This window comes from Ensifer sp. CCNWLY38 (assembly GCF_037120565.1).
GTDB classification, from domain to species: domain Bacteria; phylum Pseudomonadota; class Alphaproteobacteria; order Rhizobiales; family Rhizobiaceae; genus Ensifer; species Ensifer adhaerens_H.
On record NZ_JBBBBO010000002.1, the window covers coordinates 85,340 to 98,433 of the forward strand.

12 protein-coding genes are annotated in these 13,094 nt (G+C 64.0%); 3 read left to right on the forward strand and 9 right to left on the reverse strand.

Going from position 1 to position 13,094, the window contains the following annotated elements:
• Nucleotide 1: 1 nt before the first annotated feature.
• Nucleotides 2-298 (reverse strand): hypothetical protein, encoded by a 297-nt coding sequence (locus V7S54_RS04550; RefSeq protein ID WP_065376209.1) that lies wholly within the window; start codon nucleotides 296-298, stop codon nucleotides 2-4.
• 147 nt (nucleotides 299-445) lie between these two features.
• On the opposite strand from V7S54_RS04550, the gene V7S54_RS04555 reads away from it, so the two are divergent.
• From V7S54_RS04555 to ftsZ, 3 genes are all read left to right on the forward strand, one after another.
• Nucleotides 446-1,243: a phosphotransferase gene (locus tag V7S54_RS04555; RefSeq protein ID WP_065376208.1), complete on the forward strand. Its 798-nt coding sequence runs from the start codon at nucleotides 446-448 to the stop codon at nucleotides 1,241-1,243.
• A gap of 163 nt (nucleotides 1,244-1,406) precedes the next feature.
• A complete protein-coding gene (locus V7S54_RS04560) occupies nucleotides 1,407-2,015 on the forward strand; it encodes a glutathione S-transferase family protein (RefSeq protein ID WP_065376207.1) in 609 nt (202 codons plus the stop codon).
• Between the two features lie 456 nt (nucleotides 2,016-2,471).
• On the forward strand, nucleotides 2,472-3,506 hold the full coding sequence (ftsZ, locus tag V7S54_RS04565) for a cell division protein FtsZ (protein WP_065376206.1): 1,035 nt from the start codon (nucleotides 2,472-2,474) through the stop codon (nucleotides 3,504-3,506).
• A gap of 303 nt (nucleotides 3,507-3,809) precedes the next feature.
• On the opposite strand, the gene V7S54_RS04570 is transcribed toward ftsZ, so the two are convergent.
• From V7S54_RS04570 to V7S54_RS04605, 8 genes are all read right to left on the reverse strand, one after another.
• Complete coding sequence (locus tag V7S54_RS04570; RefSeq protein WP_065376205.1) at nucleotides 3,810-5,405, reverse strand: ArnT family glycosyltransferase; 1,596 nt, start codon at nucleotides 5,403-5,405, stop codon at nucleotides 3,810-3,812.
• 416 nt (nucleotides 5,406-5,821) lie between these two features.
• Nucleotides 5,822-6,208 (reverse strand): hypothetical protein, encoded by a 387-nt coding sequence (locus V7S54_RS04575; protein WP_065376204.1) that lies wholly within the window; start codon nucleotides 6,206-6,208, stop codon nucleotides 5,822-5,824.
• A gap of 322 nt (nucleotides 6,209-6,530) precedes the next feature.
• Nucleotides 6,531-6,662 carry a hypothetical protein gene (locus V7S54_RS04580; protein WP_255571017.1) on the reverse strand — a complete coding sequence of 44 codons (132 nt, stop codon included), beginning with the start codon at nucleotides 6,660-6,662 and terminating at the stop codon, nucleotides 6,531-6,533.
• Nucleotides 6,663-6,871: 209 nt separating this feature from the next.
• Complete coding sequence (locus V7S54_RS04585; protein WP_336409490.1) at nucleotides 6,872-8,050, reverse strand: MFS transporter; 1,179 nt, start codon at nucleotides 8,048-8,050, stop codon at nucleotides 6,872-6,874.
• Between the two features lie 353 nt (nucleotides 8,051-8,403).
• Nucleotides 8,404-8,526 (reverse strand): hypothetical protein, encoded by a 123-nt coding sequence (locus V7S54_RS04590; protein ID WP_255571016.1) that lies wholly within the window; start codon nucleotides 8,524-8,526, stop codon nucleotides 8,404-8,406.
• Between the two features lie 242 nt (nucleotides 8,527-8,768).
• A complete protein-coding gene (locus V7S54_RS04595) occupies nucleotides 8,769-11,048 on the reverse strand; it encodes a mechanosensitive ion channel family protein (protein ID WP_065376201.1) in 2,280 nt (759 codons plus the stop codon).
• Between the two features lie 274 nt (nucleotides 11,049-11,322).
• A complete protein-coding gene (locus V7S54_RS04600) occupies nucleotides 11,323-11,880 on the reverse strand; it encodes a DsbA family protein (protein WP_065376200.1) in 558 nt (185 codons plus the stop codon).
• A gap of 423 nt (nucleotides 11,881-12,303) precedes the next feature.
• Nucleotides 12,304-13,077 carry an SDR family oxidoreductase gene (locus tag V7S54_RS04605; protein ID WP_065376199.1) on the reverse strand — a complete coding sequence of 258 codons (774 nt, stop codon included), beginning with the start codon at nucleotides 13,075-13,077 and terminating at the stop codon, nucleotides 12,304-12,306.
• Between the last annotated feature and the right edge of the window lie 17 nt (nucleotides 13,078-13,094).

Consider the following 13,094-nt stretch of genomic DNA (forward strand, 5'->3'; position numbering starts at 1 on the left):
CTCAATCACAATCCGGCTTGTCGAGCTGAACCTCGAATTGGCGCGGGCCGACCAGTCCGGGTTTCGACGGCAGGCCGATGATCCTTGCGATGACGGTGCATTTTCCGGCGACGACCGCATAGCGGTCACGGCCCTGGCTGATGATCTTGTCGATCGGATATCTGGGAACCGCGGCGGCAACTGCGTCGATGACGGCGGTGAGTTCGCGGGCACGCTGATAGTTCGGCGCAAGGGCTGCCGCCGCCTGACCGGCGGCAAGAAGGAGGGCGAGGCAGCAGACGGTCGAACGCGCGAACATGGCAAAGCTCCTGTTTGGGAGAGGCAAGCATGATGGCGCAGCAAGTTCAAGGACATCTCGGCACGCCGGGGGAAGCGATCCGTTGACAGTCGCCAGCCTGAAGCCGATCCTCGGCCCGACTTCGTCTCCAGCCTCCTGAACGGTGTGATGACATCCGAATCCTCGGCACAGGAAACGCCGCTTGCCGGCGGCAACGTTAACGCGGGCGTCGTGCGTGTGGGCGATACGGTGCGTCGCGCAACCGCGTCGCAGAGCGCAAGCGTCCACCGGCTGCTCCTTCATCTGGAGGCAAAGGGCTTTCCGGCATCGCCGCGCTTCCTGGGCCTCGATGATCATGGGCGCGAGGTCCTGAGTTTCCTTGATGGCGAGGCCGGCGTGTCTTCGGAGATCTGGCTTTCCGAGCGTGCCTTGACCGCCGCTGCCGCGCTGCTCAGGGCCTATCATGACGCGACTGCCGATTTCGAATTCACGGCGGCCGATCTCTGGGCCTTCCGGGATCCGGATCAAAGCCGCTCAGAGGTCGTCTGCCACAATGATTTTGCGCCGTACAATCTCATTTTCCGCGGCGGCGAACCGGCGGGGGTCATCGACTTCGATCTCGCTGGGCCCGGGCCGCGGCTGCGCGATCTTGCCTATCTCGCCTATTGGATGGTGCCGCTTTCCTTCCATACGGAGGAATTGAAGGCGGCGGCGCTCGCGGATCTCGACGACGGCAGCCGGCGGCTGAAGCGCCTGTGTGCGGTCTATGGCCTTGCCGCAGACGAAGCGCTGCTCGCGATGGTGGTCGAGGTGCTTTGCCACATGGGCGACGAGGCGGCGATGCTGGCGATGATCGGCGCGGCCGCGACCGAGCGCCTGAAGCGGGACGGGCATCTCGATCACTGGCAGCGGGAACGGGAAGCCTTCGAGCGCCACAGGGCGCTGCTGTCGCTAAACATTGCGTAGCGCTCTTGGCGCGCCGAGGGCAGGCCGATGGCTCGGCGAAAAGATTTGCTGCCTTTATAAATAAACCATTGAGTTAAATGAAACTGGTTGTTATAAACAACCGGTATCGCGCATGAAAGCGGTTGGGAAACGAGGCGGATGGCCTCATCGACAGGAGGATAAGATGAAGCTTTATCAGGGCATGGGGCCGAATTCGTATCGCGTGCGCATCTTCATGGCGGAGAAGGGGATTTCGGTGCCGATGGTGGATGTCGATTTCGCCAAGGGCGAACACCGGGCGCCGGAATTCCTGGCGGTCAATTCGCTCGGCCAGATCCCGGTGCTGGAGCTCGACGACGGCACGATCATCACCGAGAGCGTCGCGATCTGCCGCTATCTCGAGGAGACGAATCCCGAGCACGCGCTCTTCGGCCGCGATGCCGTCAGCCGTGCCAAGGTGGAGATGTGGAACCGGCGCACGGAACTGGTCATCCTCGGCACCGTCGGCAATGTGGCGCTGCATTCGGATGCCTTCTTCGCCGAGCGGCTGACGCAGTTTCCGGCTTTCGCCGAGACCGAGCGGGAGGCGGTGCCGAAGAAATGGGGCTGGCTCGACGACGAGCTTTCGGACGGTCGGCCCTTCCTGGCGGGTGATGAATTTTCAATCGCCGACATCACCGGCGGCGTTACCGCCTGGCTCTGCGACGTCTTCGGCATGGAGATCCCGGCCTCGGCCCGCCATGTTCAAAGCTGGCTGGAGCGGGTGCGCTCGCGGCCGAGTTTTGAGGCGTAGGATTCAGCGGATTTCGCTGCGTGCCCGCCGAGGAACAGCCCCTCATCCGGCCTGCCGGCCACCTTCTCCCCGCCAGGCGGGGAGAAGGAAATCCGCCGCGCCCCCTCGTTCCACATCAACCTTCGCAGGCGCTGCTTCTTCAGCAAAAGATGGCAAGTCGCGACGCAGCAGTGATCCTCGTCCCCTCTCCCCGCGTGCGGGGAGAGGGCTAGGGTGAGGGGCAATTTTGGTACGCAACATCGGCGTAAACCATTGATCCGAACGTCAATTATTCACGCGTTGCCGAATGCGGTCGAGCCGGTAATCGCCACCGAAGGACCCGCTAAAATTCATATGTGGATAGCGCTTACGTCCTTTTTCCTTGCCTTCTCCATGGCTTTTTTCAATTCCTAAAATAACAGCTGCCCGATTCGCCCGCGTCGGCGCCTGCAGGGCGTCGGCTCTAGGAGACAAGCCATGAACGATTTCAAGAAGCCCACGATCACCGAAATGCGCCCGAAGATCACCGTCATCGGGGTCGGCGGCGGTGGCGGAAACGCCATCAACAACATGATCAACGAAGGGCTTCAGGGCGTCGAATTCGTGGTGGCGAATACGGACGCACAGGCGCTCGCCATGTCGAAGTCGTCGCGCATCATCCAGCTCGGTGCTGCCGTCACCGAAGGCCTCGGCGCCGGCTCGCTGCCGGATGTCGGCCGGGCGGCGGCGGAAGAATCGATCGACGAGATCATGGATCACCTCGGCGGCACGCATATGTGCTTCGTCACCGCCGGCATGGGCGGCGGCACGGGCACGGGCGCTGCACCGGTGATTGCGGCTGCGGCGCGCAAGGCCGGCATCCTCACGGTCGGCGTTGTCACCAAGCCCTTCAGCTTCGAGGGCAAGCGCCGCATGGAGACGGCGGAGCAGGGTATCGAGCGGCTGCGCGAGGCGGCCGACACCGTGATCGTCATCCCCAACCAGAACCTCTTCCGCATCGCCGATGCCAAGACCACCTTTGCCGATGCCTTCGTGATCGCCGACCGGGTGCTTTATTCCGGCGTCGGCTGCATCACCGACCTGATCGTCAAGGAAGGCCTCATCAACCTCGACTTCGCCGACGTGAAATCTGTCATGAAGGGCATGGGCCGGGCGATGATGGGCACCGGCGAGGGAACCGGCGAAGGCCGGGCGCTCAAGGCTGCCGAAGCGGCGATCGCCAACCCGCTGCTCGACGAAGTGTCGATGCGCGGCGCCAGAGGCGTGCTGATCTCGATCTCCGGCGGCATGGACATGACGCTGTTCGAAGTGGACGAAGCCGCGACCCGCATCCGCGAAGAGGTCTATGACGAGGCCGACATCGTCGTTGGCTCGATCTTCGACCGCTCGCTCGACGGCACCTTCCGCGTCTCCGTCGTCGCGACCGGCCTCGATTCCGCGCGTTCGGCGAACAATGCCGCGGGCACTGCCGCTGGCCAGCCCGCACCGGCCCCGACCCGCACGCTGCAATAGGGCTCGCGCCCCCAAAAGGGCGTTGCTTTAAGACAACAATAACGCCATGCGCTCATCCGGGCGCATGGCGTTTTTGTTGCGCCCCACATCCGGCCTGCCGGCCACCTTCTCCCCGCGGGCGGGGCGAAGGGACGCTGTGGCGCGCGCGCCGTTCCCTCTTTTTTCTCGCGGGAAGAAGTCGCAGGCGGCCCCAGGCGGCGGCAAGCCTGATGCTCCGTTTTGTGAGAGTGAGCGGATAGGAAAGGCGGGACCCACGCGTGCTGATCCCTCTCCCCGCAAGCGGGGCTAAACTCGCGCCGACGGTCAGTTCGAAGCCGCTGCATCCGCCGGTGGCGCCAGCCGGTAGATCAGCATCGTGTCGTCGTCGACGACGCGCTCGGCTGTCCGGTCGAGATGGGCGATCAGCCCCCTGTTGTATTCGAGGAATTTGCGCCGCTGCATGTCGCGGGCGTTCTTGGTGATGCCAAACCAGGTGGCGTTTCGGGCGCGCAGGTCCTCCAGTGCCTCGATCGCGTCGTCGTCCTCCATCAGCATCGACCATTCGGTTTCGCCGCCGCCGGGCGGGAAGACCCAGCCGCGGCGGCGGCTGTAATAGATCGCCACGGGATCGCCGATCGTCGGCGTCGCGGTGATGACGAGATCGCCGGGCTGGCTGAGCTCGCTGAGCTTCGTGCCGAGCTTTTCGCCGTGATCGGCATAGGGCGTCTTCATTAGCGACAGGCCGGGGATGCTGCCGCCGATGACGACGACAGCGGCGATCGCCGCGAGACGCAGCGCGCGCGTGCGCAACCCCTGTTCTCGGCCGATGCCGACCAGTAGGATCAGGCCGCGCCCGGCAAGTGCCGCCATCGGCACATTGAAGATATGGAAGTTCCAGGGGTTGGTCTTGATCTCGCGGGCGGCAAAGACATAGACGATCGCCGCCCCCAGGAACCAGACATGGAAGAACCAGGGCGCGCGACCGGACCTTGCCTGCGTCTGCGCGTCGCTTGCCGCCGGCGGCGCCGTCAGGAGCGCGATGCCGGTCAGCACCACCACCGGCAGGGTGAAAAGCCAGTTGCTGGCGATCTTCCAGGTGGCCGGAATGTAGAAGGCCTCGCTGATGAACTTGCCCAGCCCATCGCTCCAGATATAGCCGCTGCCGGCGACATGGTAGGGCGGATAGTTGGTGCCGAGGTAATGCGCCCAGCGATAGTAGCCGAGGATCAGCGCGCCGGCGACGAGCGCGACAGGCAGGATTGCAAGCAAGCGGCCGAGGCTGAGCCTGCCGCGCTGGTGCAGGATGACGAAGGTCGCGTAGGTCATCGGCACGACCACGGCGATGCCCGGCAGCTTGGCAAGCACGCCTGTCGTGGTGAGGAGGCCGGCCGCAATGAGAACGGGCAGGCGATCGTTCTGCAGATAGGCGACATAGGCCCAGGCGCCCGTCGTCACCAGCGCCAGCATGGCCGGATCCGGCAGGAACGAGCGGTCGATCATGACAGCGCCCGGCATGATCGCCAGCAGCAAGGCGCCGGCATGGGCGTGGGCCTCGTCCCAGAGCCGCGCGATCAACCGATGCAGCGCGAAGACGCCTAAGACGCCGAAGGCGATGGCGACGAGCCGGCCCCAGGTGTCGTCCCAGCCGAAGACGGCATAGAGAAGGGCGGTGATGTAGGAGATGACCTGCAGTTCGCGGCCCTGATAGGACGGGTCCGGGCCGGTCCAGCTGACCTCCGGAAAGAAGATGTTCCAGCTGCGCAGGAAGAAATTGTCGGCCATCATCGCCGTGCTCGCCTCGCGCCAGCTGAAGGCATCGACTAGCGGCTGCTGAACGTCATGCAGGCGGAACAGGGCGGCGAGCACCAGGATCACGGCGAGCATCGCGCCATTCATGTGCTTGTGATCGAACCCCGACATTTGCCCCCCCAGGCGCGCCGTACGACCCTGACGACGACCGCGAGCGAGACGGGCGCCCTGCGGAAGGCCTCCGCCAAGCGCCGGCCTCCGTATCCCCTAGTCTAGGACGAATATAATTAAGTAATCGCTGATTGTCTTGGCGCGAAAAGCTGGAAACCGGACCTGTTTTCCAGCCTCGATCCGTCGCCAAAACTAATCCCTGGCGTGTGCCGTAACCCAAAGGGACAGCTTGTCCAGAAACGCGCCCGGTCCTATAAAGTTAATACAAGCAAACTGTTGAGCACGACGCTCGCAGTTGCGCGTTGCTTTCGACTTTGACCACGGATGTACTGGCACGAGTTTTGAGAGCGAAGGAAAAAAAAGGCCGGAGCCGCGCGCTCCGGCCTTTTTTGTTGGGACGGGCCGATCGCTCCTCCTCAGGGGAAACGCGGTTGCCGGCGTTCGGCTTCCTCGAGCACCGAGAGGGGAAGCAGGCCGGTGGCGGAGAGGTTGATCTCCGCAAGCGTAAGCCGGCCATCAATTACCACGGCGAAATAGCGTCGGCAGAGGTCTCGCGCCATCTCGGCTCGATTGGAATAGGACGTCTCCCTGAGGTCCGATTCCCTAAGCGCGGCTTCGGTTTCCGGTGCGCACATCGCCATGAACTCCCGCGCGACATCAGGGCGCTTTCGCAAGGCAGGCAGACCCCACTCGTACTCATAATAGCTTATCATCTGCGGTTCCGTTCGAGGCGCGAACAGAACGATGGCGATTGCGCACAACAGCGCGACGGCCATGCCGCCGGCAACAAAACGAAGGTTCATGATGGTGATCGTACAAATTGTCTCTTTGCCGTTTGGCAAGGCGCCTGAGGATCGTGACACCAAGTGGAGGCGTGACAGCGAACGGCCGACGCTCAAGTCTGGCGCGGTTCGCTTTCACGAATTGTTCCTCACCCAATTGGGGGAAATGGTTAGAGCGAGACCGCTTTCGTGCTTGGAGCGTTCTCTCATCGTTCGTCGCGTATCAGTCATTGCGCAATTGGGCGCGACCAATTTCCGGGTGGCGGAACGATAGACAGGCCGCGGCTGGGGCAGCCGCGGCCACCCTGTGACGGCCGTCCGCGTCGCGGGCAAGGGGAAAGGTTTACAGGCCCAGCAACCAGAACAGCGCGCCGAACACGAGGATGAAGGCGACGACGGCGCCGATGAATCGCAGCATGCCGGTGTTGGTGTCGCCCGTGCCGACAAGACAGTACCAAAGATTGTCATTGTTCATGTTGCAGCGCTCCGTTTTGCACGTTCCGCTCTTACCAGAACCACCCGGGGATGTTCTTACCAGAACACCCCGGGGATGGAAGCGCAAGCCCGGCGCGCGGCAGTCGGGGTGCGCCCCGGCTGGCCATGTTTGCGGGATCCAGGGAGAGTTCCCGCCGGCGGCACGAAACCGCGCGCCCAGGGGGCGCAGTCGTCTGCGGGCGGTCGCGGCTATGCGGACGGAGCCTCCTTCAGCTTCGGCAGTGCGCAGAGGATGGCGACCGAAAGCAGGTGAATTGCGCTAACGACGAGGGCGAGGGCCGGCAGTCCTTTGGTGATGACAGGCGCTGCCGCCATCGTGCCCAATGTGGTCGTCATGAAGATGAAAAAGACGATCAGCGCCGAGCCGCGAGCATCATTGGCGCCGGAAGCGACGATGCCGCGGTAGAAGCCGATGGGGCCACGCAGGCCGAGGCCAATGCCCGTGGGCAGGAAAAGGAGGGGCACGAGCAGCGGGTTCGTTCCGCCCGAAAGGCCATAGGCGAGCAGAGCGAGCGCGCTTGCGGCGGCGATCGCGCTGCCGGCCATGATCACCTCTTCGGTGCCGAAGCGCTCGGCGATCTTCGCGGTCAGATTGGCGGCGATGATGAAGCCAGCGACGCTGACGATCTGCACGATGATGAAATCATTGAGCGTGCCGCCCATCGTCTCGACGATCACCATGGGAATGCCGAACACGAAGGTCAAAAGGCCGCCGAGCGTCATCGCCTGGCTCAGCGCGTAGCGCATGAAGACGGGATCCGTCAGCAGTTGCAGATAGGTCCCTTGCGTGCCGCTTCTTCGCTGTTCGCGCGGAAGGCCGATCGCCAGCATCAGGACGAAGACGATCGCTCCGGCGGCGGCGAGAAGCTCGAACGACGATTTCCAGCCGAAATGCGCAAGAAGGGCCACGCCGGCGATGGGCACAAGCGCCGGAACCAGCGACTCGACGCTTCCGAGAAAGCCGACGGCGCGCACGGCCGTCTTCTCGCTGAACAATTGCCGGATGACCCCCGGCGCAAAGACCGGTGCGGCGCTGGCGGCGATACCCTGCAGGAAGCGCAGGCCGATGAGGACGGCGATATCAGGCGCAAAGGCGCCGGCAAGGGAGGTGGCGGCAAAGGCGGCAAGGGCTGCGACCATCAGCGTCTTGCGATCGAAGTGATCGGCGAGGCGGCCGAAGAGCAGGAGGCCGAAGGCACTGCCGCCGACATAGGCGGCAAGCACCATTTGCGCCGTCGCTTCGCTTGCGGAAAACACGCCCGGAAGGACCGGCACGGCGGGCAGGATCAGGTCGGTGCCGGCAAGGGAAAGCGCGGTGCAGATGATGAGCAGGATGAAGGTGAAGGAAGCGCTGGATGATCGTGTCATAGCAGGATCACCAGGCTGCGGGAGAGCGCATGTCGCATCGTGAAAGTCTCGATATCAATTGGAAGGATCGGCCTGATCTCCCGCCCCTAGAGCGAGAAGGTCGGCCAAGCCGTTCCCGCTGCTATCCAGAGACGCACATAGCGAGTGGGGCCGCCGGGGCGGTCAGACGTTTGGCAGCAATGATGAGCCGATACGAGTGCATGCGGCGATGATTGCAGAAGACCGAAATCGTTGCAAGACGGAATGAAACCTATGCGGGAGGGGCTGAGCGACTTCTGCGAGCATCGCCCGAGCCGGTTCAGATGACGGGCGCCGCTGGGAGGGGCGGAAACCGGTCTATTCGCGAAGGCCGCTCAGAGGGCGGCCAGTTCCTCGGCCGTCGCAACGATGTGCGTGTTGCCGATGGAGTGATCGGCATATTTGAACGCCAGAATGCTCATGACTGACGCGACGAGGGCTACCAGGATGATACGCATTGGGGCGCTCCGAGCTCTTCCTGCCTGACCATGATCTTTCGTTGGGCCAGGCGTTGACCGAACCGGAACCGATGCCCCGATTGAAAGGCCCTCGGCCTTTGTGCATTTGTTTTAGCAACGGAACCGGGCGGATGTTGTTCCCGCGGGGACAGGGCGCAAGGCGTTGCCCAATGGCAAGGCCATGCTGACACCAGCCGCGACGAACACGGGAAGTCTGTCGCCGCGCCGCGCCGGATTGACCGTTACCCTTCCGCGTCTGCTGCTTCCGGTGCCACCGGCTTCTTCGCCAGGGCCAGGTTCGCCGCTGCCGCCTCGGCCTCCGCCGCGCCGGTCGCACCGGAGCGCACGGTCACGGCGTTGGAAGCAAGGTCGAGACCGGCTTCGCGGAGCGCCGGAAGCAGGCGCTTCATCGCCTCGCGCTGGAGGATGCTGGGGTTGCCGGGGCGGGCGGTGAATTTGAGGCGGACGACGAGGGAGTTTTCGGTGACGTCCTGGATGCCCTGCATCTTCAGGGGCACGAGGAATTCGCCGCCGATCTCCGGGTCCTCCAGCATGGCGAGGCCGACCTTCTTGATGGTCTTGCGGATCTTTTCAGGATCGGCGTCGCGCTCGAATTTCAGCTCGAACTTCACCGTGCTCCAGTCGCGACTGAAATTGGTCACCGCCTGCAGCTGGCCGTATGGGACGGTGTGGATCTGGCCGTTCTGGTGACGCAGCCGGAGCGAGCGCAGCGAGATGCGCTCGACCGTGCCCTTGAGCTTGCCGGTATCGACATATTCGCCGACGCGGAAGGCATCGTCGGCGATGAAGAAAATGCCTGAAACGACATCCTTCACCAGCGTCTGCGAGCCGAAGGAAAGCGCCAGACCCAGCACGCCGAAGCCGGCGAGCAGCGGCGCGATGTTGATGCCGAGTGCCGAGAGAACGACGAGGCTGGTGACAGCGAAGATGGCGCCGAAGATGAGGTTGCGGACGAGCGGCAGGATGGTCGACAGCCGGCTTGTCTGATGAACCATCGTCTCGTCCTCGCTATCGCCGGGCATGGCGACGCGGGCAGACGGCGAGAAGGCTTCGAAGCTCCGCCAGAGGAAGCTGCAGATCACCCAGGCGGCCACGACCGCAAGGCTGATGCGCTCGAGAACGACGATCCAGCCGACGGCGGCGGCGGTGTCGTCCTGGACCATGATCGGGCGCCAGAGCTCGATGATGATGTGCAGGCCGATCAGCCAGGTGGCGCCGGCAAGCGCCGTCTGGATGCTGCCTGATATCGCCGCATGCAGGGCGTGCGAGGCCGGCGTGCGGCGGCGCTCGGCGGCGGCACCGGCCAGCGAATGGATGCCGAAGGCAAGGATCGGCAGCGCAAGCAGGATGATCTGCGTGGCGCCGCCGGCAAAGCTCCAGGCCGCGCTGTTGGGGCTGCCGGCAACGATGACGCTCATCAGCCAGAGCACGATGGCGCTCAGCGCATAAAACTCCGGCACGCCGAAGGCGATGGCGCGGCGCACGGGGCCGGGGTTCTCGCCGGTAAACAGCGCGCGGATGTCACCCGCGCCGCCGAGGAACCAGTGGAGCTTCACCAGCGTGAGGATGCTGACACCGATCAGCAGCCAGCCATCGGTGGCGGAAAGATCCAGCCCGCGCTGATGGGCGAAACGCATGCTGGCGCCGACGACGGCGCTGGCTGCGCCATAGGTGGCAAGCATGTTGGCGTGGAAGCGCGGATGGGCGATAGCGAGCAGGCGGATTTCGGGCCGCGTCGGCGCGAAGAGGAAGCGGGCGCCGACGGCATAGGCGGCGGCGACGACGGCGATGGTGATCAGGGCATGGGCAAGCTCGGCCGAGCCCGTGCCGCGCGTCAGGAGCAGAGGCGCAATCGTGTGGGCAACGACGGCGAAAATGACGAGATAGGCGATGTCGAAGCCGAGCCGGATCACCGAGGCGCGCATGCGGTGCAGGAGGTCGACCACCTCGAAGGAGGCGCCGAACAGCCGATGGATAAGGGAGCGGCTGGCGAAGGCGGCGGCCAGCCCGGCGGCAATGGCCAGCACGGCAATGGCGGCAACCGAGACGACCGACCAGCCTTCGGCGCGGATGCCTGCCGCGACGTCAGCCATCACCCCGGCAATGCCGGAGATACCCGTAAGGCCCATCTGCAAACCATTGAGAAAACGGGCGGAAAGGGTGTCGAAGGAATCCTCGGGGTCAGCGACCGGAGCGGTTTGCTGCGGCGTGCCTGCCGGCGTCGCGGCGACGGCCGGTGTGGCGGCATGGACGTTGTCAGGTGTCGCCGCGCTGGCCGGCGCTGCGGCCTGATTTGCCGCGTCGCGCCATTCGACCGTGACCGGACCGCCTGCTTTCGCCGCGGCGCGCAAGGTTTCCTCGATCTCGGCAGGGCTTTGGCCGGGCGTGAGAATGACGGTGATCGGCGCTGGTGCCGTCTGGGCAAGGGCGGGCAGGGCGAGGGTGAGGAGCAGCGTGAGGCTCGCTAGCAAGCGACGGACGAAAGAGCAGTTATATGCCATGAACTTCACTCATCGAGCCCCGTCGCGCGCCATGCGCTCATCCGCATCACATTACACAACGTCCTAAAATTCCAATCCTATTTTGAATGGAAGGGGCGTCAGCAGCGCGCAGGCTCTGCCCGATCGCTTCGGGTTGGAAGCGAGCTCGGCCGGAATGCCCGATGGGTAAAGCCGACCAAGAGGTGGTCGCCTGGCGGAGCCGCGCAATTCCCCACAAGCATATGTGCATGAGCACTTTAACGGACCCGGCTGCTCCAGCCTTCCGCGCACCCCATCAACCAAGCAACTTCCTTGCCCAGTCCGAAACATCATCGCCGCTGCTGACGTCCGGTTGCACGATCCCGTCGATCATGAAGGTCGGGGAGACGTGGATGCCGTTCTGTCGCGCATATTTGCAATGCCACTTGATTTCCCGGTCGAGATCCGGGATCGCGAATGCGGCCTTGAGCTTGACGCCGCTATAGCCTTCCAAGCGCTCGATGATCTGGTTGGGTGTAGCGTCCAGATTGGGCCCGCCAGCATGCTGGACGAATTCGAACTCTTCCCGATGCGCAGCGACTGCAGCGATGACTTTCTTCGCGGTATTCTTGCCGCCCTCAAGTGTCGAGGCCGCGATGATGCAGCGAACGATGACACCGGAATACATATGCCAGGGCTGCGACTGCAGGCGGATCTTAATAGTGACGTTGTCTTCGCCGGCCTGGTCGAGCAGGGCGTCGAGCCTGCTAAATGCCTTGGCGGAGTAAGGATCGGTCGGCTCCAGAAAGACCTCGAAGAGATGTGGACCGGTGCCCCAGGCGAGTGGATCGGCGTGCCAAGCTGAGTTGGTCATGGGACTTCCTCTCTTTTCAGGGTCGACGGGTTGGGATCGTTGAACTTTCAGAGTTTTCCAGTTTCGATTGTCGCTGAACCGTCCATGGGCAGAGCATGCATCAGGCTTGTGTGCCACGCTAGGTGATATCATTGGGGCGGGGCATCCCTGACAGCCGCTGCCCCTCACCCTAGCCCTCTCCCCGCAGGCGGGGAGAGGGGACGGCGCCGCGTGTGCTGCACTCTTTGCTTCCAGCAGCTGGAAACCGAGACCCATCGGTTGTCTCCGCGCCACGCCCGAGACGCTTGAGTGGGGCAAGGTGCTGGCCGCGCGTCCCTTCTCCCCGCGAGCGGGGAGAAGGTGCCGGCAGGCGGATGAGGGGCGTTTCCCTCACCGGGCGGATGAGGGGCGCTTCCCTCACCGCGGGGATGAGGGGCCAATCACTTACTTCGTCGTGTAACCGCCATTCACCAGGATCGTCTGGCCGGTCATCCACCAGCCGTCGGAGACGAGGAAGCGGATATAGGGGACGATGTCTTCGATGTCGGTAAGGCCGGTCTTCGAGAAGCCCGAGAGTGCCGACGCGGTCTTGTGATAGGCGACGGCGTCGGCGCCTTCGGCCGGGTAGAAGAAGGGCGTGTCCATCGGGCCGGGGCCGATGGCGGTAACCGAGATGCCGCGTGCGCCGAACTCCTTGGCAGCTGCGCGGGTGAAATGCTCGACCGGCGCCTTGGTGCCGGCGTAGGCCGCGTAAAACGGCGTGAAGGCGCCGAGCAGCGAGGTGACGAGTGTGCAGACCTTGCCGTTGTCGCTGACATGTTTGCCCGCTTCGCGCAGGAAGAAGAAGGCGGACTTGGAGTTGACCGCGCTCATCTCGTCATATTCGGCCTCGGTGATTTCGACGAAGGGCTTCTTCAGCACCTTGCCGACGGTGTTGACGGCGATATCGATGCCGCCGAGCGCGGATTTCGCGTCGGCGAAGAGCTTCTCGACATTGGTGGCACTGGTGAGATCGCCGGCGAAGGCGTGCGCTGCGGCACCGGCTGCCTTGATTGCCGCGACGGTTTCTTCGGCGGCCGCCCGAGTGGCGGCGCTGTTGTAGTGGATCGCGACGCCGCGGGCGCCGTGTTCGGCGAAATCGCGTGCCAGCAGGCCGCCGAGGTTCTTTGCGCCGCCGGCGATGAGGACGGATTTTCCGTTGATGCTGTGGTCTGCCATGGGTTTCTCCTTTTATC